This is a genomic window from Nocardia sp. NPDC056000 (assembly GCF_042269265.1).
Lineage (GTDB): Bacteria > Actinomycetota > Actinomycetes > Mycobacteriales > Mycobacteriaceae > Nocardia.
The window spans coordinates 680,219-705,117 of record NZ_JBHJXS010000002.1; the positions used below are offsets into that span (position 1 = coordinate 680,219).

At 67.9% G+C, this 24,899-nt stretch carries 23 protein-coding genes; 19 read left to right on the forward strand and 4 right to left on the reverse strand.

Annotated elements, in window-relative coordinates; translation table 11 throughout:
• Positions 1-37: 37 nt before the first annotated feature.
• Both ACFC4D_RS07765 and ACFC4D_RS07770 read right to left on the reverse strand, forming a co-directional pair.
• Positions 38-3,121, reverse strand: a complete 3,084-nt coding sequence (locus ACFC4D_RS07765; protein WP_376062163.1) for an NAD-glutamate dehydrogenase domain-containing protein — start codon at positions 3,119-3,121, stop codon at positions 38-40.
• 144 nt (positions 3,122-3,265) lie between these two features.
• A complete protein-coding gene (locus ACFC4D_RS07770) occupies positions 3,266-4,192 on the reverse strand; it encodes a MinD/ParA family protein (protein WP_376062164.1) in 927 nt (308 codons plus the stop codon).
• Between the two features lie 3 nt (positions 4,193-4,195).
• Between ACFC4D_RS07770 and ACFC4D_RS07775 the strand changes: the two genes are divergently transcribed.
• The 16 genes from ACFC4D_RS07775 (at position 4,196) to ACFC4D_RS07850 (ending at position 19,853) form a co-directional block, all read left to right on the forward strand.
• Complete coding sequence (locus tag ACFC4D_RS07775) at positions 4,196-4,654, forward strand: hypothetical protein (RefSeq protein WP_376062165.1); 459 nt, start codon at positions 4,196-4,198, stop codon at positions 4,652-4,654.
• A 549-nt stretch (positions 4,655-5,203) separates the two neighbouring features.
• Positions 5,204-5,572 (forward strand): hypothetical protein, encoded by a 369-nt coding sequence (locus ACFC4D_RS07780; RefSeq protein ID WP_376062166.1) that lies wholly within the window; start codon positions 5,204-5,206, stop codon positions 5,570-5,572.
• Between the two features lie 2,625 nt (positions 5,573-8,197).
• Entirely contained in the window at positions 8,198-8,419 is a 222-nt protein-coding gene (gene infA, locus ACFC4D_RS07785) for a translation initiation factor IF-1 (protein ID WP_040804562.1), read from the forward strand.
• A gap of 123 nt (positions 8,420-8,542) precedes the next feature.
• Positions 8,543-8,656 (forward strand): 50S ribosomal protein L36, encoded by a 114-nt coding sequence (gene rpmJ / locus ACFC4D_RS07790; RefSeq protein WP_067561702.1) that lies wholly within the window; start codon positions 8,543-8,545, stop codon positions 8,654-8,656.
• Between the two features lie 244 nt (positions 8,657-8,900).
• On the forward strand, positions 8,901-9,272 hold the full coding sequence (gene rpsM, locus ACFC4D_RS07795) for a 30S ribosomal protein S13 (protein ID WP_067561705.1): 372 nt from the start codon (positions 8,901-8,903) through the stop codon (positions 9,270-9,272).
• Positions 9,273-9,281: 9 nt separating this feature from the next.
• Complete coding sequence (gene rpsK, locus ACFC4D_RS07800) at positions 9,282-9,695, forward strand: 30S ribosomal protein S11 (RefSeq protein ID WP_364640780.1); 414 nt, start codon at positions 9,282-9,284, stop codon at positions 9,693-9,695.
• Positions 9,696-9,719: 24 nt separating this feature from the next.
• Entirely contained in the window at positions 9,720-10,325 is a 606-nt protein-coding gene (rpsD, locus tag ACFC4D_RS07805) for a 30S ribosomal protein S4 (RefSeq protein ID WP_375963197.1), read from the forward strand.
• 106 nt (positions 10,326-10,431) lie between these two features.
• The gene (locus ACFC4D_RS07810; RefSeq protein ID WP_364640777.1) at positions 10,432-11,490 is read left to right on the forward strand and encodes a DNA-directed RNA polymerase subunit alpha; all 1,059 of its coding nucleotides are present in this window, start codon (positions 10,432-10,434) and stop codon (positions 11,488-11,490) included.
• 47 nt (positions 11,491-11,537) lie between these two features.
• Positions 11,538-12,047, forward strand: coding sequence for a 50S ribosomal protein L17 (rplQ, locus tag ACFC4D_RS07815; protein ID WP_376062167.1), 510 nt, complete (start codon positions 11,538-11,540; stop codon positions 12,045-12,047).
• 79 nt (positions 12,048-12,126) lie between these two features.
• Positions 12,127-12,978, forward strand: coding sequence for a tRNA pseudouridine(38-40) synthase TruA (gene truA / locus ACFC4D_RS07820; protein ID WP_376062168.1), 852 nt, complete (start codon positions 12,127-12,129; stop codon positions 12,976-12,978).
• 281 nt (positions 12,979-13,259) lie between these two features.
• Positions 13,260-14,222: a helix-turn-helix domain-containing protein gene (locus ACFC4D_RS07825; RefSeq protein WP_375963203.1), complete on the forward strand. Its 963-nt coding sequence runs from the start codon at positions 13,260-13,262 to the stop codon at positions 14,220-14,222.
• Between the two features lie 469 nt (positions 14,223-14,691).
• A complete protein-coding gene (locus tag ACFC4D_RS07830) occupies positions 14,692-15,672 on the forward strand; it encodes an AraC family transcriptional regulator (protein ID WP_364640766.1) in 981 nt (326 codons plus the stop codon).
• A 68-nt stretch (positions 15,673-15,740) separates the two neighbouring features.
• The gene (locus tag ACFC4D_RS07835) at positions 15,741-16,616 is read left to right on the forward strand and encodes a nitrilase-related carbon-nitrogen hydrolase (protein ID WP_364640763.1); all 876 of its coding nucleotides are present in this window, start codon (positions 15,741-15,743) and stop codon (positions 16,614-16,616) included.
• 161 nt (positions 16,617-16,777) lie between these two features.
• A complete protein-coding gene (locus ACFC4D_RS07840) occupies positions 16,778-17,740 on the forward strand; it encodes an AraC family transcriptional regulator (protein ID WP_364640760.1) in 963 nt (320 codons plus the stop codon).
• A gap of 113 nt (positions 17,741-17,853) precedes the next feature.
• Positions 17,854-18,822 (forward strand): nitrilase-related carbon-nitrogen hydrolase, encoded by a 969-nt coding sequence (locus ACFC4D_RS07845; RefSeq protein WP_376062169.1) that lies wholly within the window; start codon positions 17,854-17,856, stop codon positions 18,820-18,822.
• Positions 18,823-18,878: 56 nt separating this feature from the next.
• On the forward strand, positions 18,879-19,853 hold the full coding sequence (locus ACFC4D_RS07850) for an AraC family transcriptional regulator (RefSeq protein WP_376062170.1): 975 nt from the start codon (positions 18,879-18,881) through the stop codon (positions 19,851-19,853).
• A 1-nt stretch (position 19,854) separates the two neighbouring features.
• On the opposite strand, the gene ACFC4D_RS07855 is transcribed toward ACFC4D_RS07850, so the two are convergent.
• Complete coding sequence (locus ACFC4D_RS07855; protein ID WP_051028944.1) at positions 19,855-20,124, reverse strand: metal-sensitive transcriptional regulator; 270 nt, start codon at positions 20,122-20,124, stop codon at positions 19,855-19,857.
• A 182-nt stretch (positions 20,125-20,306) separates the two neighbouring features.
• On the opposite strand from ACFC4D_RS07855, the gene ACFC4D_RS07860 reads away from it, so the two are divergent.
• From ACFC4D_RS07860 to ACFC4D_RS07870, 3 genes are all read left to right on the forward strand, one after another.
• The gene (locus tag ACFC4D_RS07860) at positions 20,307-21,122 is read left to right on the forward strand and encodes an S-methyl-5'-thioadenosine phosphorylase (RefSeq protein ID WP_364640750.1); all 816 of its coding nucleotides are present in this window, start codon (positions 20,307-20,309) and stop codon (positions 21,120-21,122) included.
• A gap of 96 nt (positions 21,123-21,218) precedes the next feature.
• The gene (locus ACFC4D_RS07865; protein WP_375963217.1) at positions 21,219-22,547 is read left to right on the forward strand and encodes an NAD-dependent epimerase/dehydratase family protein; all 1,329 of its coding nucleotides are present in this window, start codon (positions 21,219-21,221) and stop codon (positions 22,545-22,547) included.
• A gap of 35 nt (positions 22,548-22,582) precedes the next feature.
• Positions 22,583-23,143 (forward strand): NADPH-dependent FMN reductase, encoded by a 561-nt coding sequence (locus tag ACFC4D_RS07870; RefSeq protein ID WP_376062171.1) that lies wholly within the window; start codon positions 22,583-22,585, stop codon positions 23,141-23,143.
• Positions 23,144-23,194: 51 nt separating this feature from the next.
• Here the strand turns inward: ACFC4D_RS07870 and eccE are convergent, their stop codons facing one another.
• On the reverse strand, positions 23,195-24,796 hold the full coding sequence (eccE, locus tag ACFC4D_RS07875; protein WP_376062172.1) for a type VII secretion protein EccE: 1,602 nt from the start codon (positions 24,794-24,796) through the stop codon (positions 23,195-23,197).
• Positions 24,797-24,899: the final 103 nt, after the last annotated feature.

A 24,899-nucleotide genomic window follows, 5' to 3' on the forward strand; every position in this document is an offset into this window, starting at 1 on the left:
GCTTGAACACTTTCGCGGCGTTGGACAGCCTCGGAAGTTAGAGCGTTGCGGCCGTGGCCAATTCGGCGTTGACCACGCAGAGGCGGGCGATATCGACTGTGTCGGAACGTTGTAGTTGGCCGACGAGTTCGATCAGGCGGGTCGCGGCCTGGGTGTCCTTCCATGCGGTGACATGGTCGCGGGCCGAATCGCCGGGGGTGGCTTCGGAGAGGACGGCCGCCACCAAAGCGTGCCAGCGGGATTGGAGTTCGTCGGCCAGGACGGCGGCGGCGAGGGTTTCCCAATGATCGGAGGTGCGGACGGTGGCGAAAGTCGTTGCCAGCCAGTCCAGGCCGATCAGTTCGCCCAGTTCGCGGTAGGTCTGGGCGACCAGGGCGACCGGCAGGCGAGTGCGGCGGGCCGTATCGCTCAGGGGGAGGGCCTGGGCGAGTAGGCGCAGGTTGGCCAGGTCTCGGCCGGAGTGGCCGCCCGGGCGGGGGAGTACCGCGATCAGTTCCGCGACAAGCGGTGCATGGCGGTCGATTTCGGTGGACCAGGAATCGTCGGAGCGGTGGGTGAGCAGCCAGGCGGTGGACTGTTCCACCGCGTCCTGGATGCCCTTGAGCACGCCCATGCGGACCTGGGGGGAGACGCCCGGCAGGGCCAGGGCGTCGCGCCACCAGCGGTCCACATCCAGCACCGTGTCGATTACGGTGCAGGCCAGCACGATCTGCGGGGTGCCCGCGCCGATGCGCTCCTCCAGGCGATGGATCAGGCCGGGGCCGACCCGATTGATCACCTGGTTGGCCGCTGCCACCGCGACGATCTCGCGCGCCACCGGATGCTCGTTGAGCAGCCGTTCGCCCAGCAGCGTGCGAATGCGCTCCGGGAAATAGCCCGCCAGGGTTCCGGATACGACCGCATCGTCGAGGGCGTCCGAGGCCAGCAGTTCATCGCGGACCAGGTTCTTGGCCGTGGCCAGCAGCACCGCGATCTCCGGGCGCACCAGACCCTTGCCCGCGCGACGGCGGGCGGCGAGTTCGGCCCGGGTGGGCAGGAATTCGGCGGCGCGATCGAGATCGGTTGCCTGCTCCAGGTTTTCGATCAGGCGGCCGTGCCGGTCGATGAGGAAGGGAGCGTGCGCCTCGGCCAGGCTGATGGCAAGGGCCTGGCGATCGCAATCGGCGAGCACCGCGCGGGCCACGGCGTCGGCATTGGCGGCGAGCAGCTTATTGCGCTCGGCGACCGTCGAAAGACCCTCCGCCACCGCGGAATCCAGGGCGATCTTGAGATTCACCTCGCGGTCGGAGGTGGCGACGCCCGCCGCGTTATCGATGAAATCGGCGTTCACCTTGCCGCCCGCGACGGCGAATTCGATGCGGGCCTGCTGGGTCAGCCCCAGATTGCCGCCCTCACCGATGACTCGGCAGCGCAGGCGGTCGGCGCTCACCCGCACCTCGTCATTGGACGGGTCGGCGACCTCGGCGTCGAGTTCGCCGCCGGCCCGCACATAGGTGCCGATACCGCCGTTGAACAGCAGATCGACCTCCGCGCACAGCATTGCCCGAATCAGTTCCGGCGCGGGCAATTCCGTTGCGGTGACATCCAATCGGCGACGCACCTGCGGGGAGAGCGGAACCGATTTCGCGGTGCGCGGCCAGACGCCGCCGCCCTCGGAGATCAGCGTCGGATCGTAATCCGCCCAGCTGCTGCGCTCCAGGGCCGCCAGGCGGGTGCGCTCCTTGAACGACAGCACCGGGTCCGGATCCGGATCGAGGAAGATGTGCCGGTGGTCGAAAGCGGCGACCAGGCGGATGCATTCGGTTTCCAGCATGCCGTTGCCGAAGACATCACCCGACATATCGCCGATGCCGGTCACCGTGAACGGCTGCACCTCGGGATCGATGCCGAGTTCGGCGAAATGCTGGCGGATCGAACGCCACGCGCCGCGCGCGGTGATGCCGAGCGCCTTGTGGTCGTAGCCCGTCGAACCGCCCGAGGCGAAAGCGTCGCCCAGCCAGAAACCACGGTCCACCGCAATGGAATTCGCGAGATCGGAGAAGCGCGCGGTGCCCTTGTCCGCGGCCACCACCAGATACGAATCGGGATCGTCGTAGACCACCGTATGCGCGGGCGGGGTGCTCACGCCCTCGACGATATTGTCGGTGACATCGAGCAGGCCGCCGATGAACGCCGCGTACGCGCGCTCCACCGACGCCGGATCGGTGACACCGCCGCGCACCACGAACGCGCCCTTCGCGCCCATCGGGACGATCACCGAATTCTTCACCGTCTGGGTTTTCATCAAACCCAGTACCTCCGTGCGGAAATCGTCGACGCGATCGGACCAGCGCAGGCCGCCGCGCGCGATGACGCCGCTGCGCACGTGACTGCCCTCCACGCGGGTGGAATGCACGAAGATCTCGCGGTACGGGGTGATCGGACCGGTCAGCGACAGGCGTGACGGATCGATTTTGAACGCGGCGACCGCGCGATCGGGCTGGAACCAGTTGGTACGCAATACCGCTGTGCAAAATGTGGACAGGCCGCGCAGCAGTTGATCCTCGGGGAGTGTGGTCGCGGCTTCCATGCGGTGGCGGACTTCGGCTTCGGCCGCTTCCACCCGGTCGGTGCGATCCGGCAGCGCGGGATCGAAGCGGGCATGCCACAGCGTGACGAACGCACGCACGAAATCCGAATGCGCGGTGAGGATTTCGGCGATGCGCGGGCCGCCCAGACGCAGGCCCGCCTGCCGCAGGTAGCGGCAGGCCGCGCGCACCAGCACCACATCGCGCCAGGCCAGACCGGCCGTCGCGGTCAAACTGGTGAAGCCGTCGATCTCGAACTCGCCCTCGGCGGCGGCCAGGAAGGCCGCGGCCAGCAGCTCCGCCATCGGCTCGGTGAGCTCGAAAGCGGTGGGGCGGAAGGTGAATCGATGCTCGGCCGCATCGGCGCTCACCTCATGGGTGGTGACGTGCAGGCCCAGGGCGGAGAAGATCTCGATCAGCTCGGTGAGTGAGGCCGGAGCGCCCGGCCAGACCAGCCTGGCGCCCGGCGGCTGCGAACCAGGATCGAATTCCAGCCGCGGCGCGGCGGCCATCCGATCCTCGTCCAGAACGCCGACGGCTGCTCCGAGATGCATCTGCCTCAACTCCCTGCGCGTGACCCTACGGTTGTGGCAGTTAATCTGCCGCAAAGAGACGCAGGACACAGTGGACGAAAAGGAGCGGTGCGGTTCATGCGCCGCTCCGTTTCGTCCAGCAGGATTGAGTCAGCCGCGTTCTTATCAGCCGCCGTAGCGGCGGTGATCGGTGGCGAAATCATCGGCCACGGTGGCGGCGAGCTCCACGTAGGCGCGCTTGGTGTCCTTCGACAGGCGGGTCAGGTCGATCTCCGCGCCCTCACCCAGATGACCGTCGTACGGGATGATGTGCACCGCGCGGCAGCGCGACAGGAAGTAATCCCGCAGCTGATTGATCCCGACATTCGGGGCGCCCGGGCGCGGCAGGTTGATCACCACGACCGCATTGCGCACCAGATGGTCGTGCCCGTGCAGGGACAGCCAATCCAGCGTGGCCGCGGCACTGCGCGCGCCGTCGATCGCCGACGACGAGATCAGCACCAGCGAATGCGCCAGATCCAGTACACCGGCCATGGCCGAATGCATAAGTCCCGTACCGCAATCGGTCAGGATGATGTTGTAGAAGCGCTGCAGAATGCGTGCCACATTGCGGTACTCGTCCTCGCTGAACGCCTCCGAGGCTGCCGGATCACGTTCGCTCGCAAGCACTTCCAACCGGCTGCCGGCCTGCGAGGTATGCCGCCGCACATCCGAATACCGCGCGATCGTCGGATCCAGCAGCAGATCCCGCACGGTCGAGCGCGTCTGCAACGGCACCCGCTGCGACAGTGTGCCGAAGTCCGGATTCGCGTCCACCGCGATAACCCGGTCCCCGCGAATGGACGAGAAGATCGACCCCAACCCCATGGTCGTGGTCGTCTTACCCACGCCACCCTTCAAGGACAGCACGGCAATTCGGTAATCGCCGCGCACGGGCTGCCGAATCCGAGCCACCAACTCCTGCAGCCGCCGCTCCTCCGCGGACATCCCCGGATTGATGGCCCCACCGGTCGCATGGTGCACGGCCCGCCGCCACCCCGACCCGGCGGCCTTCTTCACCCGCCGCAACGGCACATCATCCAGCGAAGGCACCCCTTGCTGCCGCCCCACCCCGAACTGCAAAGGCGCAGCAGGCGGCACATACCCACCCGGCTGCTGCCCATACCCCGGCTGGCCATACCCCGCCGAGCCAGGCTGCTGTCCATACACCTCAGCCCCGGGCTGCTGTCCATACGCTTCAGTCCCGGACTGCTGCCCGTACGCTTCAGCTCCAGCTTGCTGCCCGTACGCCTGCGGCCCAGCCTGCTGCCCCTGCGTCACCGGCCCCTGCTGTTGCCCGTGCGCCTGCTGGGCATACCCCGGCGCACCCGGCTGTCCGCTACCTGCGCCGTTGTCCGCGGCTCCCGGCTGCGCAACTCCCCAGTTCGCCTGTCCGGCAGGCTCACCGGTCGGTTCCCGGCCGACTGCGCTCGACTCGTCGGCTCCGGTCCGCTGTCCATTCGGGGTCGCCTGCCCCTGGGCTCCGGTTCGCGGTCCTCCACTGCGATCGGCTGACCCGCCCGGAACTGTGCCGGGCTGCTGAGGCGCACCCCAGTTCGGTGTGGCGGCGGCCGGTGTCGGCTGCGACTGTCCGCTGTTGGGTCCCTGAGGCGCACCCCAGTTCGCCTGCCCCGAGGCGGGACCGGAATGCTCCTGGCCCGTCTGGAGATTGATGCCCATCGGACCGTCCGGGCCCCAATAGGGTTGCGCCGGTGCTTGATTCGCCGGTTGGACGTGGTTGACGCCCGGAAGCTGGTTGGCGGGCGGGAATTGGTGGGCGGGCGCGTTCGGCGCGGCCTGATCGGGCTGGGTCGCTCCATCCGGGCGACCCGGAGTGGGAGTGCCAGCGGGTGATGTTGGGGCGGTCGGGGGGACCGTCGAAGGGCCGCCGTTCGCAGCGGATCCGCCGGAATTCGGTGCGGCGGGGTCGCTTTCGACGAGCGCGGGGTTCTGTTGCCAGGTGTTCGGACCCGACAGCAAGGGGTTCGGAGCCCAGTTGGCCCCCGGTACCCGAGCCGAGCCGAGCGGTGAACGATCCGATGCCGCGGCAGGTGCGGAGGGCTGGTGCGTCGCGGGTCCCTGCGAACCGCTCTGCGCCGCCTGACCCGGCAGACGCTGCCCGACAGGTTGCGGGCGTTGACCCGGCAGACTCTGCCCGACAGGTTGCAGGGGTTGGCCTGGCAGACCCTGTTCGACGGGCTGCGGAAGTTGACCCGGCAGACCTTGTCCGATGGGCTGCGGGGGTTGGCCCGGCTGGCCCTGTCCGACAGGTTGCGGGGGTTGGCCCGGCTGGCCCTGTCCGACAGGTTGCGGGGGTTGGCCTGGCAGACCCTGTTCGGGGGCGTGCTGGGATGTTTGACCCGACAAGTTCTGTTCAGGAGTGTGGTGGGGCGGGTTGTGCTGCGGCGCAACGGGAGTGCCCTGCTGGGGTGACTGGGGTCCGCGATGCCAGGCGGCCATTCCCGGTGCGTCCGGGGGTGTCAGGACCGGCAGGCCGCCGGTGTGTGCGCCCTGGTGGGCTGGGCTGTGCGGGACCGGGCCGTGCGGGCCGGTTGCGGGGGCGTGCTGTGCGGCCGGGCCGTACTGCGGTGCAGGGGATCCGTGCGGGCCCGTCGTGGGTCCTGCTGGGGGCCACTGACCTCCGGTCGCGGGTCCTCCGGGTGTTGCGGAGGGACCCTGCGGCGGCGGTGTCTGATCAAGCCGCTCGGGTGCGCGTCCCTGCTGGGCGTCGGGTTGGTGGGGTCCGTGTCCTGGGCGGGAGGGTTGCTGCGGTCCGGGGGTGGATCCGTGCTGCGGATCCGTTGCGGGAGCCTGTGGTCCGGGCGGGGGAGCGGTGGGGGGACGCCAGGGGGGTGTCGCCGCCTGCGGTGCGTGGTCCGATGGGGTGACGGGGGCGGGGCCCGGGAGTCGGCTGGCTTGGGAATCGGCAGGTGAAGTCGGTTGTCCTGGAATGGATTCCGGGGTTGCCTGCAGTGCCGCGTCAATCGCTCGATGCCGGCCGGTGTTCGTATCCTCTTCGCTGTCTACGGGCAGGCCGGTGCTGGGTTCTCCGGAAGTCGGCGCTGCGCCCTGAGGTGAAGTCGGCGCTGCGCCCTGAGGTGAAGTCGGCGTTGCGCTCTGGGGTGTGGCCGGGTTGGGCCGCGAGGCGGTTCCCGGGGCGAGGGGGGTGTCGTGCACGGACCCGAGGCTGGGATCGGGCAAGCCGTTCGGCGCGGCATTGGGGGCCGCAGGGTTTCGAGGAGTGCCGTGGTCCGAGCCGGTCGGACCCTGCGCCGTCCCGGGCGTGGATTCACGCGGGGCTTCCGGAGTGGCTTGGTCCGGGCGCGGCGATGCGGGTGAAACCGGTACTCGGACAGTCATATCCGACGCGAAGGCGGGCCGTGCCGGTCCTCCGCCTGAATTGCCTTGTTCAGTCGGCGGATTCGCGGGCGTGGTCGGCCGGGGCGGCGCGAGGATGTCGTCCAAGGGAGTGCCGGGGACCGGGAAAGCCAGCGGGTCGGTGACGGCCGGTCCCTGCGGGAGCGGGCTTCCGCCACCGTGCGGCGGCGGTGGCAGTAGCGGCGACTCGGCCGCCGGGGCCGAGGTGCGCGGCGGGGCGAGGATGTCGTCCACCGATGTACCCGGGACCGGGAATGCCGGTGGCACAGCGGTATCCGAGGCCTGCCGATCGAGCGGTTCGCCGGGCGGATCGGATTGTTCGGCGTGCGTGGGTGACTCGGGCAGCGGCAGGCGTTGCCGGGCGTCCGGGGCGGGGGTGTGGGGATCGGGCTGGGCGCCGGGTCCTTCGAGTGGGGGCAGCCGCGGCGGGGCGGTGGGGGTCGCAGCTTCGGGCTGGTGCGGAGGGGGATCGGGAAGCGCGGGTCGCTGCCTGGTGATCTCGCTCGGGGAGGGCGGCAGCGGGGCGCGTGAGCTCGCCGCCGCGCTCGGCTCTTGCGGTGCGGGCGAATCGGACTGCTGCGTGGGTATCTGGGTGCCGGGCTGGGCGCTCTGCGGCGGCGAATCCGGGAGACCGGGCCGCGCCGGTGCGGCGTTGGCGGCGGGTGAGGTCGGCTGCGCCGGGGAAGGCGAATGCTGGTGGGGCGCATCGGGGATGGGGGGTGCGCCGTGCGGGGGCGGGGGGAGCGGGGTCGACTGGCGGGGCTGTCCGAAAGATGGCTGGGGTGCGCCGCGATGGGAGTCGGGGGCGGGCGGGGCGGAGAAGCGTGCGCCCGGGGGCTGTTGATCCGGGGCCGCGCCGTTGTTCGGGTGGGCGGGCAGATCGGTGCCGGGAGTGGTGGGGTTCGGCTCGCGGGCCGACTGGGGCGATGGTCCACGCTGTTCGGCGGGGGTGCGGTGCTGGGCATCCGGGGCCGGGGAGTGGTTGTCGCGCTGAGGGTTCGGCGGGGTGGTGAAGCGGCCGTTGCCGGGGGAGTCGAGTTCGGGGGTGATGGGGGGTGCGGGGAGGTGCGGGTCGGAGGTGGACCAGGGCTGGCGGGTGGGAGCCGGGTCGGTTTCCGGGGTGCTGTCCTTGCGGGATTTGCGACGGCCGAAGAGGCGGCGGGGCGACTTCTCCTCGGGGATGAGGTCGTCGTGCGGGAGGTTCTCCACGGGGGCTTCGTAGCCGGATTGGGAGACATCGCTCTCGGACAGCCATGGCGGAAGCATGGGGAGCCCGTCGTTATTGCGGCTCACATCAACCCCCGTGTGTTGCGCGGTCTGGCAGGACAGGCCGTAGTTTAGCGATCTCTCGCCGTGCCGTGCTCGGGCCTGCGCGAGCTCGCACCCACCCAGCTTGGCGGTAACCGATACAGACTGCCCCGTCCTGTGCTTCCCAACCCTGGGCCGAGCGTGTTCCAGCCCACCCCGAGCAGGGCGTATTTGGCCGCATCTGACGCAGCGGGTAGCATTGGTCGGCGGTGCACCTACCTGCTGGTTGTGGCATGTCCACATTCCGTGCGGATGAGCGACGCTCAGCGAGTATCGCACCCGGTCGCATGTAGTGCACGACTAACTACAGAGGCTGAAAGACGTGATGAGTTGAACCAACCAGGTTCAGCCTGAAACGGGATCGCGGAGGATATGGCGAAGAAGGAAGGGGCCATCGAGGTCGAGGGCCGGGTTATCGAACCATTGCCCAACGCGATGTTCCGGATTGAGCTGGAGAACGGTCACAAGGTTCTCGCGCACATCAGCGGCAAGATGCGGCAGCACTACATCCGCATTCTGCCCGAGGATCGCGTCGTCGTGGAGCTGTCGCCCTACGACTTGACCCGCGGTCGGATCGTCTACCGCTACAAGTGATTTGCCCCTAACCGGGCATAAGAGGCTTCCGGAGCTTTTCCGCTCCGGGTCTTCCCCGGCCATTAGGCCGGGGAAAAACTGTGTTCACGGCCAGTGAGCACACGGAACCAGATTGGATCTGACGTGAAGGTCAACCCCAGCGTCAAGCCGATCTGCGAGAAGTGCAAGGTGATCCGCCGTCACGGTCGGGTCATGGTGATCTGCGAGAACCTGCGCCACAAGCAGCGTCAGGGCTGATCTCGCCGCTGATCGTCGTAAGACGCTCAGCGCCGTGATCGCCGGGGGCAACCCCGGTCGCTCACCAGCCAAGCACCGAACGCGATTCGGATTGGCAGCAACACAGAAGTAACTCCCAACGCCAGTCGCCGTTGTCGAGCCCTGTAGAGGGCGGATGGCGGCCTTCCCCCGGTACGGAGGCCGGGGCCCCATTACGAGGGGACGGCCAGGGAGCAGACCTCCGCAACCATTAAGGAAATGCCACATGGCACGTCTGATGGGCGTCGATCTTCCGCGCGAAAAGCGCATGGAGATCGCGCTGACTTACATCTTCGGCATTGGTCGCACCCGCGCCAAGGAGATCCTGGAAGCCACCGGTGTCTCCGGTGACATCCGTTCCAAGGACCTCACCGATGAGCAGGTCACGGTTCTGCGTGACTACATCGAAAGCTCCGCTCTGAAGGTGGAAGGCGACCTGCGCCGCGAGGTTCAGGCCGACATCCGTCGCAAGATCGAGATCGGCTGCTACCAGGGCCTGCGTCACCGTCGTGGCCTGCCTGTGCGCGGCCAGCGGACCAAGACCAATGCCCGCACGCGCAAGGGTCCGAAGAAGACCGTCGCCGGCAAGAAGAAGTAGGGATAGCGCATGCCTCCGAAGAGCAGGACCTCGGGTCCGAAGAAGACTCAGAAGTCGCGTCGCCGGGATAAGAAGAACGTCCCGCACGGCCACGCGCACATCAAGAGCACGTTCAACAACACCATCGTGTCGATCACCGACCCGTCCGGCAACGTCATCTCTTGGGCGTCCTCGGGCCACGTCGGCTTCAAGGGCTCGCGTAAGTCGACCCCGTTCGCCGCGCAGCTCGCCGCCGAGAACGCTGCCCGCAAGGCGCAGGAGCACGGCGTCAAGAAGGTCGACGTGTTCGTGAAGGGCCCGGGCTCGGGCCGCGAGACCGCGATCCGTTCCCTCCAGGCCGCCGGCCTCGAGGTCGGCACGATCTCCGATGTCACCCCGCAGCCGCACAACGGCTGCCGTCCGCCCAAGCGGCGTCGCGTCTAAGCGGGAAGGAAAAGGTAGAGAATCATGGCTCGTTATACAGGCCCCATCACCCGCAAGTCGCGTCGCCTTCGTGTTGACCTCGTTGGAGGCGACCAGGCGTTCGAGCGTCGTCCTTACCCGCCCGGCCAGCACGGCCGCGCGCGGATCAAGGAATCCGAGTACCTCATGCAGCTGCAGGAGAAGCAGAAGGCTCGCTTCTCGTACGGCGTCATGGAGAAGCAGTTCCGCCGCTACTACGAAGAGGCGAACCGCCAGAAGGGTAAGACCGGCGACAACCTGCTGCGTCTGCTCGAGACCCGTCTGGACAACGTCGTGTACCGCGCCGGTCTGGCCCGTACCCGTCGTCAGGCTCGTCAGCTCGTCAGCCACGGCCACCTCGTGGTCAACGGCGTGAAGGTCGACGTCCCCAGCTTCCAGGTTTCCCAGTACGACATCATCGATGTCAAGGAGAAGTCGCTGGGCACGCTGCCTTTCCAGGTTGCGCGCGAGACCGTCGGTGACCGTCCCGTTCCGGGTTGGCTCCAGGTCGTTCCGGGCCGTCTTCGCATTCTGGTGCACCAGCTCCCCGAGCGTGCGCAGATCGATGTTCCGCTGCAGGAACAGCTGATCGTCGAGTTCTACTCGAAGTAATGAGGTGCGCTCAGCGCATCGCTGGTTGGTGCCCTGAATTGTTCAGGGCAGCAACATTTTCCAGTCGTGAGCGTCAAATAGCGGACGCTCGAAGGAGGAGAAATCCATGCTGATTTCACAGCGACCGACACTGACCGAAGAGGTTGTGTCCGAGAACCGGTCGCGGTTCACCATCGAACCGCTGGAGCCGGGTTTCGGTTACACCCTCGGTAACTCGCTGCGCCGCACGCTGCTGTCCTCGATCCCGGGGGCTGCCGTTACGAGCATTCGTATCGACGGCGTGCTGCACGAGTTCACCACGGTTCCGGGCGTGAAGGAAGATGTCACCGACATCATCCTGAACCTCAAGGGCCTGGTTGTCTCGTCCGAAGAGGACGAGCCGGTCACCATGTACGTCCGCAAGCAGGGCCCGGGCTCGGTCACCGGTGGGGACATCGTTCCCCCGGCCGGCGTGACCGTGCACAACCCGGACATGCACATCGCGACCCTGAACGACAAGGGCAAGCTGGAGATCGAGCTCGTTGTCGAGCGCGGTCGCGGCTACGTTCCTGCCGTGCAGAACAAGGCGTCGGGTGCGGAAATCGGCCGGATTCCGGTGGATTCGATCTACTCGCCGGTTCTCAAGGTGACCTACAAGGTCGAGGCGACTCGTGTCGAGCAGCGCACCGACTTCGACCGGCTCATCCTGGATGTCGAGACCAAGAACTCGATTTCCGCTCGGGATGCGCTGGCGTCGGCGGGTAAGACTCTGGTCGAACTGTTCGGTCTCGCTCGCGAGCTGAACGTCGAGGCCGAGGGCATCGAGATCGGCCCGAGCCCGGCCGAAGCGGATCACATCGCTTCGTTCGGTCTGCCGATCGAGGACCTGGACCTGACCGTGCGGTCCTACAACTGCCTCAAGCGCGAGGGTGTGCACACCGTCGGCGAGCTGGTTGCCCGCACCGAGTCCGATCTGCTGGATATCCGCAACTTCGGCCAGAAGTCCATCGACGAGGTCAAGGTCAAGCTGCATTCGCTTGGTCTGTCCCTCAAGGACTCCCCGGCCTCCTTCGATCCGTCCTCCGTCGTCGGTTACGACGCGGCGAGCGGCACCTGGAGCGACAGCGGTTCGTTCAGCGACACCGACAGCGGCGAGCAGGACTACGCCGAGACCGAACAGCTTTAGGCCGTATGGGGCGGGCGCCCCGGCGGTCTTAGACACAGGAGATTCCAATGCCCAAGCCCAAGAAGGGTGCCCGCTTCGGCGGGTCGGCGTCGCACCAGAAGGCGATCTTCGCCAACCTGGCCACGGCGCTCTTCGAGCACGGTCGCATCAAGACCACCGAGTCCAAGGCCAAGGCGCTGCGCCCCTATGCCGAGAAGCTTGTCACCAAGGCGAAGGCCGGCTCCCTTGCCGACCGTCGCGAGGTGATGAAGGTGATCCGCAACAAGGACGTCGTGCACTCGCTGTTCGCGGACATCGGCCCGTCGTTCGAGGGTCGCGAGGGTGGCTACACCCGCATCATCAAGACCATCCCGCGCAAGGGTGACAACGCTCCGATGGCGATCATCGAGCTGGTTCGCGAGAAGACCGTGACCAACGAGGCCGATCGTGCCCGTCGCGTCGCGGCTTCGCAGCAGGCCGAGACCCCGGTCACCGAGGCTCCGGCCGAGGAGACCGCCGCCGAGGTCGTCGCCGACGCTCCGGCCGAGGCCGCTGCCGAGGAGAAGAAGGAAGACTAGTCTTCCGTCTCATTCCATGAGGAAGCCCGCCGTCCCCTCCGGGTCGGCGGGCTTCCTTCATGTTAACCAGGAGATCGCTGTGACCGTGGAGGATCAGGCGCCGGAGCCGGTTTCGGTTCGGGTACGGCTCGACATCGGCTATGACGGCACCGACTTCACCGGCTGGGCCCGCCAGCCCGGTCTGCGCACCGTGCAGGGCACTCTCGAAGAGGCGCTGAGCAAGGTGCGGCGCGAGCCGATCCAGCTGACCGTGGCCGGGCGCACCGACGCCGGTGTGCACGCCGAGGGTCAGGTCGCGCATTTCGATACGCACGGCGAGGTGGACGGTCCGCGGCTGGTGCACCGGCTGGCGCGATTCCTGCCGAAAGATGTGCGGGTCAAGGATGTTCGGCCGGTACCGCCGGAGTTCGACGCCCGGTTCTCCGCCATCCGGCGGCATTACGCGTATCGCCTCACCACCGCCCCGTACGGCGCGGATCCATTGCGGGCCAGGCATATCGTGCCGTGCCGCCCCGGTGTGGATCTGGAGGCCATGGCGGCCGCCTCGCGAAAGCTGCTGGGACTGCACGATTTCGCGGCCTTCTGCAAGCGCCGGGAGGGCGCGACCACCATTCGGGAATTGCAGCGCTTCGACTGGGAGCGCGAGGGCGATCTGCTCACCGCGTATGTCTCCGCGGACGCGTTCTGCTGGTCCATGGTGCGCAGTCTGGTCGGTGCGGTGCTCGCGGTCGGCGAGGGCAGGCGCACCCCGGAATGGGTCGGCGGATTGCTGAACGAGCGCGAGCGCGCCAGTGCGGTCACCGTCGCGCCCGCGCACGGTTTGAGTCTCATCGCGGTGGATTATCCGGATGATTCGGACCTGGCCGCGCGCAATGCGGAGACCCGCGAAATGCGAACTGTGCCCGATTCTTCCGGATGCTGTGGTGATTGAGTCATACTGGACTCGAATTCGCCTATAGCGGAGCGGGATTCGTGATTTTCCCGGATTCGGAGGAAGATTGCGGGGCGTCGGTGTCGAAACCGGCGGTCGCCGCGAATCCTCAACTCCGCCGTGAGGATTCGTAGTGCAACTCGCAAAGCGCGGGTTTTTCCACGCGCCATCCGACACTCGGCAGTCGGGACACACCGGTGAATTCGGGCACGTAGCCCGAAAGTTGGAAGTTATGAAGGGATTTCGACTTTCCGCCCGCCCAATGGTGCGACAATCGGCCAATGAGCGGCCCGGAGCCCGCAGTGGTGGAGGTGCGGTCCATGCCGGAGGTTTCCGAACAGGAGACCTTCGAGCAGTGGGAGGCAGCGGTGGCACAGGCGTACGTGCCCCTGGTGGTGACGCCGGTGCGATCCGGCGACTTCCGGGCCCGAATAGTGCAGTCCCGGTTCGATGATCTGGATGTCTCGACGGTCGACGCGAGCGGTCAGCACATCACCCGCATCCCGCGGCTGATCCACGAACCGGACGAACCCATCCTGTTCGCCAGCGTGACCACGCACGGTCGCGGCTGGCTGGAACAGGACGGCCGGGTCGGCGAGATGGCCGACGGCGGGCTGCTGCTGTACGTCAGCTCGCGCCCGTTCACCGCGCATTTCGAGCAGAGCTGGGGTGTGGTGGCGGTGCAGGTGCCGCTATCGCAGGTGGTGAGCGCGTCCGGTGTCGCCTCGGACCGATTGCCGACGGCGGTGCGCTTTCCGCCGGAGGGTGCGGCGGGCATCGTCGGCCGATTCTTCTGCGGCCTCGCGCAATTGCAGCACACCGCGCCCGAACAGGCCTCGGTGCTGGCGCGGCACGGTACGGGTTTGCTGGCCTCGGTGGTGCAGTTGGCGGCCGGTGCCGCACCGCATGACGAGCCGATGCAGGCGCTCACCAAACAGCAGGCGATGGCGTATATCCAGCAACACTATGCCGATCCGGGGCTCACGGTGGACCGGGTGGCGGCGGCCTGTTCGGTATCGCGGCGCACGCTGTATCGGCTGTTCGAGAATGGTGAGGACGGGCTGGCGGCGATGTTGCGCCGCATGCGAATCGAGCGCGCGCTGGCATTGATCCGGACCGATCCGACCCGGCCGTTGCTCTCCATCGCGCGGGCCGCCGGATTCGTCTCCGAGCGGCAGTTCTATCGCGCCTTCAAACGCGAGATCGGAATGACGCCGGGCGAATTCCGCACCGTGCACGCGTGATTCGCGGGCGCGCCGCCCGATGCCGTTCCGGAGCGATGCATTGTGCGCGATGTGTGCCGAACGGGACTGACGTCAATGGTCAGTGACTTGGCACCGATGGGCAGTCACAGTGTGGCTACCGGTGTGAATACTTGTGGGGCACCCGGTTCGCGCCGGGGGTAGCCCTGTAGCCAAATCGCTGACCCCGTGCACCGGCGGTCTCCTCGTCACGATTGTGCCCCGAGGCGATGCGTTGCCTGCACGTAGCGCTCGACCTCTTTGCGCTGGCAGTCGCCGATGATGCCGACGGGTCGGGTCATGCGATGCGGAGACGCCGTCCGGTCGTTGTCGAGCCGCCGACGACCGGGCGGCGTACTGCCCGGAATTCTCTGGTAACTGCCTGGAATTCTCCGGTAACTGGTCCGTTTCGCCGGGTTCGAACAGGTTCAATACATGTTTGCTGGTGCCCGGGGGATGGGATGATGCTGGGGTGGGAAACGCGGCAACCGCCAGCGCCGAGGTCTGCTCCGGTACGGAAACCTCGGCTCGCCAGGCATTCGAGCAGTGGGAGGCACTCGTCTCCGATGCTGTGCTGCCCTCCACGATCGAGCCGCTGGCCACCGGACATTGGCACGGCAGGGTCAGTACGACCCAGTTCGATCGCTCCAGTTTCACCCTCATGTCCGCCAGCGCGCAGCGGGTTATGCGCACCCGTCGTCAGGTCGAACAGGCCACCGCGGAGTTCCTGCTGGTGAATATCGTTGTGGAAGGCTCGAACTGGACCGAGCAGAACGGCCGGGTGGCAGATACGCCCGCCGGGTCCATCGTCTTCTTCGACAGCGCCCGCCCGATCGAGAGTCGCACCACCGAGAATTCGGTGTCGGCGATCGTGCGCGCCCCCATGCATCTGGTGCTCGAGCACGCCGGGCTGGTGCGTGACGAACTGCCGATCGCCACGCCATTGCCGACCACCGGTGCGCTCGGCGTGGTGGCCGGGTTCTTCCGCGGGCTGGCCGAACTCGCGCCCGATGAGACCTCCAGGGCCGCAACGGTGCTGGATTCGGAGATCGCGGGCATGCTGTCCTCCGCGGTGCTGCTGGCCACCGGGCGCAATTCGCCCGCCCCCTCGGATTCGCTGTACACGCGCCAGCAGGTGCTGGCCTACCTCCGCAAGCGCTATACCGATCCCGAGCTCACCGTGGACGAGGTGGCGCACGCCTGCCTGGTATCGCGGCGCACGCTGTATCGGCTGTGCGAGGGGTTCGGTGGTCCGGCGGCGCTGGTGCGGCGCATGCGGGTCGAACATGCCCGCCGTCTGCTGCGCGCCGATCCGAATCGGCCGCTGGCCGCGATCGCGGCGGCGTCCGGTTTCGCCACCGATCGGCATTTCTATCGCGCGTTCCGCGATGAGACCGGGCAGACGCCCGGGCAATTCCGCGCCCAATTGGACCCAGGCACACCACGTCGGTAGCTCGGCACGGGATGTCGCTGTACCGGGCAGCCGTTCGGCGAAGGGTGATGGCACAGATCATCCCCATCGTGTCGAAGGGAGCCGAGGTGCCGACGAAGGTGCGTGTTGCAGCCGTCCAAGCCGAACCGCGGTGGCTGGACCTGCGGGCGGGCGTCCAGCAGGCCATCGAACTCATCGAGGCGGCGGCGGCCGGCGGTGCGCGGCTGGTCGCTTTCCCGGAGACCTTCCTGCCCGGTTACCCGTGGTGGCTGTGGCTCGATTCGGTGAGTTGGGGGCAGGGTTTCTTCGCGCGCTATCGGACCAATTCGCTGACCGTGGGCCGCACCGAGTTCCGCCGCATCGCCGATGCCGCGCGCCGGCATCGCATCCACGTGCTGCTCGGGTTCAGTGAACGCTGCGGGAGCTCGCTGTACATGTCGCAGTGCCTGATCGATGATCGGGGCGTGCTGGCGGGGGTGCGGCGCAAGCCGGAGCTGACGCCGCTGGAGCATCGGATCTTCCGCTGCGGCGAGATCACCGACCCGTATGTGTTCCGCACCGATATCGGGCGGATCGGCGTGCAGGGCGGGTCCGAGCAGTTGCATCTGCCCGCGCGCCGCGAGCTGGAACGCACCGGCGCGCAGCTGCATATCGTGTCCTGGCCCGGTTTCATCATCGCGCGGGATGTGGACTGGGGTGTGCGGGTGAACAATGCCGCCACGCTCTGGTACGCGGTGGTCGGCAATCTGAATGTGATCGCGGCCTGTTCGGTGATGGATGTGGCGGGCAGCGAAAGTCGGCGCGGCGGAACGGAACCCGCGAAACAGCTGGTGCGGGGGCCGGGCGGGCATTCGCGAATTTACGCGCCGGGGGGCACCGAGTTGGCGGCTCCGCTCAGCGGACATGAACAGGGAATCCTGTACGCGGACCTGGAGTTGGATCTGAGTTGCGAGTCCGCGGCCTAGCATTCGCTCCGAGTGGCGTCGGCGTTTTCCCCGAGTGCCGTGGGAAATCGGCTGATCAACGGCCGCAGTGATTTTCGGTTGTTGGCCGTGTATTGGTGGATCTGGGACACTGCCCGGTATTCGGCCGGGCAGCGGCCGTCGAATGTGTCGAGGGATGGGGAGTGGAGCGGTCTGAGCAAGTCAATCGGGTCGAGGTGCGGTCCGGATCGGATGCGTCGACGGTGGAGGCGTTCGAGCGCTGGGAAGCGCATGTGAGTGCGGCCTATGTGCCACTTGCGGTTTCGCCCATGCCCACCGGCCTGTTTCGCGGGCATATCGAGCACGCCCGATATGGCGATATGGAGCTGACCGTGGTCGGGTCGACGCCGCAGTTGATCCACCGCACCGGTTCGCTGATCGCTCGCACCGAGGACGAGTTCTTGCTGGCGAGCATTCCGCTTTCCGGTAGTGCGCGGTTACGTCAGGACGATCGAGTCGCGGAAGTCGGGCCCGGGGGCATCGTGTTCTACGACACCTCGCGGCCCTATGACTGGGAATTCGATCAGGAGTGGGAACAGGTCGTACTACAGGTGCCGATGAGCAAGCTGCGCGAGCGTTACGGTGTGATGGGCGCGGAAGTGCCTACCGCGAAGCACTTTTCGAGGGAAAGCGCGCCGGGCGTGGTCGCGCAATTCTTCCGGAGTGTGGCCCGATTGCGGCGCGATGATCCGGGTGGTGCGGCGCTGCTGGCCGAGCCCGGAATGGATCTGCTGGCCGCGGCGGTGGTGGCGGCTTCGGGCGGTGCGCCGCGGGATCAGTCCGCCGATGCGCTGAATCGGCAGCGGGTGTTGAGTTTCATGCGCGAGAACTGCGCGGATCCGGATCTCGGAGTCGATCGAATCGCGGAAGGTTGCCGAATGTCGCGGCGTACTCTGTATCGCGTGTTCGGTGAGTTCGAGGGCGGTCCGGGGGCGGTGTTGCGGCGTATGCGCATCGAGCGTTCCTGTGAGTTGTTGCGCACCGCACCGCAGTTGCCGCTGTCCGCGGTGGCGAAGGCTTCGGGTTTCCTGACCGAGCGCAGCTTCTATCGTTCGTTCCGCACCGAAATGGGTACTACCCCCGGAGCATTCCGTACATTGCCTTGAACTGTTTATTGCTATAAACACCGCAGTGGCATGAACAGTCGGTAAAGCGGCACACTCGGCCATGGCGTGCTGTGTCGCCATTCCGCAAGCATCCATTCCATGAGGGAAATGGGATGAGAAAGACTGTGCGAGTGGCGGCGATCCAGGCCGAGCCGAAATGGCTGCGGTTATCGGAGGGAGTGGAGCAGGTTGTCGAACTGATCGGCGCCGCTGCCGCGTCGGGCGCTCGCCTGGTCGCATTCCCGGAGACCTTCCTACCCGGTTATCCATGGTGGCGCTGGGTGGATTCCAATCAGTGGAACGTCGAATATTCGACCCGCTGCCGCGAGAATTCGATGACTCGTGACGGCGCGGAAATGCGTCGAATCACCGGCGCGGCAAGGGATCACGGCATACACGTGGTACTCGGATTCGGGGAACGACAGGATCGTCGAATCTATATGGCACAGGCTGTTATCGACGAGAACGGCGAGATCGTTTCGGTGCGGCGAAAAGCCGGGCTCAATCCGATTGAACGCAAGGTATTCGCTTCCGGCACACCGAATCTCCCGGCGGTGCGGCACGGTGTGATCGGGAAGGTGGGCGCGCTCTCCGGACAGGAGAATCAGCGGCCGCTGCTGACCCGGGCGCTGCGCGCCGATGAGGAGCAGATTCATATCGCGGCCTGGCCGGGAAATCCGGAAGGTGAGACGCCCGGCCCGGATTCGCCCGCGACCGTGAGCCGCATGTACGCGCTGGAGGCGAACGCCTACGTGGTGGCGCCGTGCGCGGTGGTCGGCGCGGCGGCCTGGGATCGTCGGGGGCCGCAGGGCGTCCGGAGCAGCGGGCAGGCGCGGATCTACGCCGCGGGTGGGGCCGAGGTGGTTCCGCCGCTCGCCGCGGGCGCGGAGGGGATTCTGTACGCGGATCTGGAGATCGGTTCGGCCGCACCGGATCGGCGCGAGGTGGATCTGGCGGCGCGGCCGCGCATGCGGCGGGGACAGCAGGCCGCGCGCACGGCGACACCGCGCCGGCTGGGTGCGGATCGCTGGGCGGTACCGCTCATGCTCGGTTCGGGGCCGGGCGGTTTGGCCGCCTGCTGACGGGCAATCTGCGAACCGAATGGTCTGTCTAGTCATTCGATGCGAAGATCGGAAAGGTGAGTCACTCGGTATCGGCCATCGTGCGCTCGGGTACAGACACCTCACCGCAACTGGCCTTCGAAAAATGGGAAGCACTGGTCACCGCCGCGTTCGTACCGCTCTCGGTGACACCGGCCGACGGTGGGGCAAACGGGCTGCCGCCCGGGCAGTTTCGCGCCCATATCGCCGACACCCAGTTCGAACAGTTCGGCGCCGCCGTCATCGGCGCGACTACGCAGCGCATCGCGCGAACGCGCCGGCACATCGCCCGCTCCGATCAGGACTATCTGCTGGTCAGCATTCAGCGGACCGGTCGAGCGCGGATGGAACAGGGTGGCCGCCGGGCCGATTGGGGGCCGGGCTCGCTGGTGCTGATCGACACCAGCCGCCCCTTCGCCGGTGCGCACGCGGCGGAGGCCGAATCGGTCATGCTGCGCATTCCGCTGGATCGGTTGCTGGCGAGCACCGGCCTGGTGCCCGCCGACCTGCCGATGGCCACGCCCATAGCGGTGCGCGGCACCCTCGCGGTGGTGGCCGAATTCCTGTGCGGTCTCGCCGAATTGGGCGCCGAGGCCGATCCCGCCGCGGAATTGCTGGCCGGGCACGGCTTCGAACTACTCGCCGGGGCGCTCTCGCTCATCGCCGGTGACGCCGGATACGCGCGGAACAGTCCGGCGCTGATACACGAGGTGATCGCGGCATACGTCCGGGATCATCACGCCGATCCGGCCATGACGGTCGAGGAGGTGGCGCACGCCTGCGGTCTGTCCCGGCGATCGCTCTATCGCGCCTGTGAGCAATTCGGCGGCTTCGGCGCGCTGGTGCGCCGCACCCGGCTCGAGCACGCGCGGAACCTGCTCCGCGAGCCGGGCTCCCGCTCGCTGGCCACGATCGCCGGTGCGGCCGGATTCGCCGACGAACGCAACTTCTATCGCGTCTTCCGTCAGGAAATGGGGATGACCCCGAGTGAATTCCGGGCGCAATCGGCGTAGCTCAGGAGCGCACCAGGCGGGCGATGGCGTCGGTGGCTTCCTTGATCTTGGCCTCGGCTTCCGGGCCGCCCGCGACGGCGGCGTCCACCACGCAGTGGCTGATGTGATCCTCGAGCAGGCCCATGGCCACCGCCTGCAGGGCCTTGGTCATGGCCGACACCTGGGTGAGGATGTCGATGCAGTACTTTTCCTCTTCCACCATGCGCTGCAGGCCGCGGGCCTGGCCCTCGATGCGGCGCAGGCGCTTGAGGTAGTCGTCCTTGGCGGTGATGTAGCCGTGCGAGCCGTGGTCGTGGTGGGATGCGTCGGCTGCGGGTGCGTCGACGGATTCGGTTGTGGCGGTCTGTTCGCTGGTCACCGACGATTTCCTCACTCCCGGCATCAATACCCCCCTAGGGTACATGCTCCGATCCGGTAGCACCACTCATGCGCGCATGCGCGAGAATTGCCCGCATGAGTTCGGATCCTCGGGCCACGCTGGCCATTATCGGCGGCAGCGGGTTCTACGACTTCTTCGGCGACGATGCGACCACGGTGGAGCTCGAGACGCCCTACGGCGCACCCAGTGCGCCCATCACCATCGGACAGGTGGAAGGGCGTTCGGTCGCCTTCCTGCCGCGACACGGGCGCAAGCACGAGTACTCGCCGCACACCGTGCCCTACCGCGCCAATATGTGGGCGCTGCGCACCCTCGGCGTGCGCCGGATCTTCGGGCCCTGTGCGGTGGGCAGCCTGCGCGCCGATTGGGGGCCGGGCACCGTGGCGGTGCCGGATCAGCTGGTCGATCGCACCTCCGGGCGCGATCAGACTTTCTACGACGCGGGCGGCGTGCACGTGTCCTTCGCCGACCCGTACTGCGGTGAGCTGCGCACCGCCGCCATCTCGGCGGCCGGGACCGAACTGCCGCTGAAGGATCACGGCACCATGGTCGTGGTGCAGGGGCCGCGCTTCTCCACGCGCGCGGAGAGCCAGTGGTTCGCCGGGCTGGGCTGGGAGCTGGTCAATATGACCGGGCATCCGGAGGCCGTACTCGCCCGGGAACTCGAAATGTGCTACTCCGCAATCGCTCTCGTGACCGATCTGGACGCGGGCGTGGAATCCGGACACGGTGTCAGCGCGGTCGACGTGTTCGCCGAGTTCGAGCGCAATCTGGTGCCGTTCAAGGCGCTGGTGGCGCGGGCCATCGCCGCAGTCGAGGGCGATGACACCTGCGATGCGTGCCGCGTGCTCACTGGCACGGGCGTGCAGCTCCCGTTCGAACTGCCGTAGGCAGAACCCCAGCTCATCGGCCCGGTTCGCAGTGTCGGACCGGGCCTTGGCTTTTCCGCCCCTCACCCCCGCGCCGCGGTCGCCTAGGCTGGGGCCATGAGCGAAGGCGGACCCCAGGCCGACCGGACGCGAGTACTGCTGACCGGCGCGGCCGGCTATATCGGCTCCCATGTGCGGCGCGCCCTCACCGCAGCCGGGCACGAGGTGATCGCCATCGACACCCTGCTCGACTCCGTCCACGGTTTCGATCCCACTGTCCCCGAAGGCGTTTCGCGCGTCGATATTCGCAATCCGGATGCGCTCGAACCGCTGTTGCGCGGTGTCGACGTGGTGTGCCACCTGGCCGCCGCGGTGCCGATTCCGGATCTGCCCGGTCCGGGCCCGGGGCGCTGGGTGCCGCCGCATACGGCGGCCGAGCGCGCCGATGTGCCCGAGGACGGGCGCAAGCTGATCCGGCCGCTGGACGGCCGCGACGGCGGCGCGCTGCGGGCCGCCGCGGGGATGGAATCCGGTGGGCGCGTGCAGACTTCGGCGGGACGCCGGGAGGATGCCGGGCACGGGGCCGGACCCTGTGTGCGCGGGCCGGTGGAGCCCGCGCGCGAACCCGCGCGTGGGCCGATGGAGATGCAGCGGGCTGCCATCTACGCCACCCACAATGACGCCGGGACGGCGGTGCTGCTCGCGGCGATGGAGCGGGCCGGGGTGCGGCGGCTGGTGCTGGGATCATCGGTCGCGGTCTACGGCGAGGGGCGGTATCGGGCCGGGCGGCAGGGGCCGTTCTTCCCGGGACTGCGGCGGCGGGCGGATCTCGATCGCGGCCTGTTCGACCACCGCGCACCGCGCACCGGGGATCTGCTGACCTGGGAGTCGCTGGGCGAGGACGCGCCGCTGCGGCCCCGGAGCGCTTACGCCGCAAGCAAAGTCGCGCAGGAGCATTACGCGCTGGCCTGGGTCGCCAGCACCGGTTCGGCGGCCACCGTGCTGCGCTATCACCACGTGTACGGGGAACCGGCCGATACCGCGCGGACGCTGCGCTCGGCGGAAACCGGTGTGGTGGCGCGCTTCCGGGCAGAACTGCTGGCGGGGCGGTCACCCAAGGTGTTCGAGGACGGCGGGCAGGTAAGGGATTTCGTGCACGTCCGCGATGTCGCCGCCGCCACGGTGGCGGCGGTGCAACGGCGGCTGGCCGGATTCGTGCCGTTGAATATCGCCTCGGGACAACCGCTCACGCTGTGGGAGGTGGCGTCCACCATGGCCAAGGCCCTCGACGGTCCGTCCCCGGTGGTGTCCGGACAGTATCGGATCACCGATATCCGGCATCTGGTCGCGAATCCCGAACGGGCCCGGCACGCCTTGGAATTCAGCGCCCGCACCGGTCCCGGGGTCGGGCTGGCCGGATATGCCACGGCGGCGGCCGAGCGCTAGCGCGGTTCCCGATGGCCGGGGCTTAGGCTCGGCAGGTGAGCACTCCACTGCGGCTTGAGGTAATCGTGGCCAGTGTGCGACCGCAGCGGTTCGCACCCGTGGTCGCGGACTGGTTCCTGCGCGCGGCGCGGGCGGACGGGCAATTCGAGGTGGGCGTGCTCGATCTGCTCGATACGCCGCTGCCGCTGGATTTGAGCGAGACCGACGAATCCCGGGCGTACTGCGAAAGGATCGCCGCCGCAGACGCTTTCGCGGTGGTCACCTCGGAGTACAACCACGGGTATCCGGCCTCGCTGAAGACCGCGCTCGATACCGCCAAGCGGGAATGGCGGGCCAAGCCGATCGGATTCGTCAGCTACGGCGGGCTTTCCGGCGGATTGCGCGCGGTCGAGCAACTGCGGCAGGTGGTTGCCGAGATCCATATGGTCTCCATTCGCGAGACCGTGAGCTTCCACGAAGCCAAGCGGAAATTCGATGCGGCGGGGGAGACGCGGGACGGTGCCGCCATCGACGCGGCGGGCCGTATGCTGCGCCAACTCGGCTGGTGGGGACGGACTTTGCGCGACGCCCGCGCCACCGACCCGTACCCGGGCTGATCGGTTCGGCTGATTGCGTCGCCGACAGCGTCCCGGCTGTCCCGTGTGCGATCAGCCGGACAGTGCCGCCGCGCGGGGCTGTCCTATGTAGGTGGATTCGCGGGGGATGGAGACCAGGGTCAGTTCCACGCGGGTGGCTCCGGTGCGCAGCGTGATGCGGTTTCCGCCCGCACCGGGTTGGGTGATGGACAGGTCGGGGCGGGCGCCCGGCCAGCCCAGCGGATCTCCGGCCAGGTAGATGGTGGTGATCCCGGCGTGCGGGGCGGGGGCGAGGACGCCGTCGACCAGCACGGCGGTGAATCCGGCGTCGGATTCGTGGGTGTCGGCCGCCAGGGTGAGTCGTTCCGGATTACCGATGGTGGTGATCAGCTGTTCCCAGACGTGCGGGCGTTCGGTGCGCAGCAGCACGCTCTCGCCGATGGCCAGGGCGCGGAATACCAGCTGTTGCGCCAGATACAGCTCGCCCGCCAGGTAGACGCTCGAAATGCCCTGTCCGACAAGGCGGACGGCGACGCCATTGCCGTCATCGTCGGAGCCGACCAGCTGTCCGCAGCCCGCCGAGGGCAGTTCGACGGCCCCGATATCGGCGATCTCGCGTTCCCGGGTGGGCACGGTGTCGTCCATTCCCGGTGCGGCGAGCGGAAGTTGACCGAGCAGGGCTTCGCGATGCCTGCCGTTCATGGAGATCATGTGCGGTTGCAGTTGCTCCTGCGGCAGTTCGCGCGCGGTGAGCCGCCAGGCCGCGCCGATGCGCACCGTCTCCGCCGAACTGCCGGGGCGCAGCCGGACCGCGACGGTGGTGCCGCGCGAGGGTGGAATCCACAGGCGCGCAAGCTGTTCGGAATCCAGCCGGGCCGGGGCGACCGCCGCGCCGATGTTCACGCTGTTGCCGAGCTCGGCGTAGCGCCAGTGCTGGGTGAGTTCGCGCGGATCGTTGCCGCCGGTGATCTGCAGTGTGGCCCTGGTGATTTCGGGTGCGGTGAGAATGCGCGCGGGGCAGTCGGCGTCCTCGAGCGTGCGCAGGACGCGCCGGGTGGCGATGGTGACCGCGCGGCACGCGCCGTCCAGTCCGCCGCCGCGCCGGGCGGCGGCGTCCGGGCAGTTCAGTGGGTCGAAGGCGATGGCCAGCCAGACCGTGCGGTGCGCGGTGGCGGGCAGCGGGCCGATCAGTGATTCGTAGATGGCCCCGGCGGGTGTGCCGGAGCGGCTGCGGTGACCGTGCGAGACGATATCGATGCCCGCCAGCTGAATATCGTGCTGGGTAAGGCTTTTCGCGAGTTCGGGCAGCGGCAGCAGATGTGCGGCGCGGACCGTGCCGCGGTCGAGCCGGGTCAATCCGCCCCGGGGCGGGAGTATCTCGACCACGGCCACCACGCGGCTGCCGTCCCGGAAGATTCCGAGGGAGCGGCCGTCGGCGGCGCGGTGGTCGATGAGGTCGGCGACGGGGCGCGGGCGGCGGGCGCGAAAGCGCAGGCGGGTGCTGATCCATTCGGAAACTGGTCGTTTGCCAAGTGGTAAAAACAAGACCAGTCCGAATGCTATGGCGACCCCGAACGCGATCCAGAACGGTGTTCCGCACAGCACCGCGACGCACAGCACGGCCACCGCGGTCACCTCCGCGACCAGCAGGTTCACCATGCCCGTCCGAGCCATAGTCGTCCCCCAACTGCCGGGCCCGGACGCGCCGATCCGAGTCCTGCGCGTGGCCGAGTGCGAATGCGGATTCCCGGGAACTGTACTGTGTGCGGCGAACGCA

Excerpts from the sequence above, each read along its gene's own strand:
- rplQ (WP_376062167.1), top strand. The coding sequence starts at position 11,538 with ATGCCCAAGCCCAAGAAGGGTGCCCGCTTCGGCGGGTCGGCGTCGCAC.
- ACFC4D_RS07845 (WP_376062169.1), top strand. The coding sequence starts at position 17,854 with ATGAGAAAGACTGTGCGAGTGGCGGCGATCCAGGCCGAGCCGAAATGG.
- ACFC4D_RS07865 (WP_375963217.1), top strand. The coding sequence starts at position 21,219 with ATGAGCGAAGGCGGACCCCAGGCCGACCGGACGCGAGTACTGCTGACC.
- ACFC4D_RS07810 (WP_364640777.1), top strand. The coding sequence starts at position 10,432 with ATGCTGATTTCACAGCGACCGACACTGACCGAAGAGGTTGTGTCCGAG.
- rpsD (WP_375963197.1), top strand. The coding sequence starts at position 9,720 with ATGGCTCGTTATACAGGCCCCATCACCCGCAAGTCGCGTCGCCTTCGT.
- infA (WP_040804562.1), top strand. The coding sequence starts at position 8,198 with ATGGCGAAGAAGGAAGGGGCCATCGAGGTCGAGGGCCGGGTTATCGAA.
- ACFC4D_RS07765 (WP_376062163.1), bottom strand. The coding sequence starts at position 3,121 with ATGCATCTCGGAGCAGCCGTCGGCGTTCTGGACGAGGATCGGATGGCC.
- ACFC4D_RS07860 (WP_364640750.1), top strand. The coding sequence starts at position 20,307 with ATGAGTTCGGATCCTCGGGCCACGCTGGCCATTATCGGCGGCAGCGGG.
- rpsM (WP_067561705.1), top strand. The coding sequence starts at position 8,901 with ATGGCACGTCTGATGGGCGTCGATCTTCCGCGCGAAAAGCGCATGGAG.
- eccE (WP_376062172.1), bottom strand. The coding sequence starts at position 24,796 with ATGGCTCGGACGGGCATGGTGAACCTGCTGGTCGCGGAGGTGACCGCG.
- ACFC4D_RS07825 (WP_375963203.1), top strand. The coding sequence starts at position 13,260 with ATGAGCGGCCCGGAGCCCGCAGTGGTGGAGGTGCGGTCCATGCCGGAG.
- rpsK (WP_364640780.1), top strand. The coding sequence starts at position 9,282 with ATGCCTCCGAAGAGCAGGACCTCGGGTCCGAAGAAGACTCAGAAGTCG.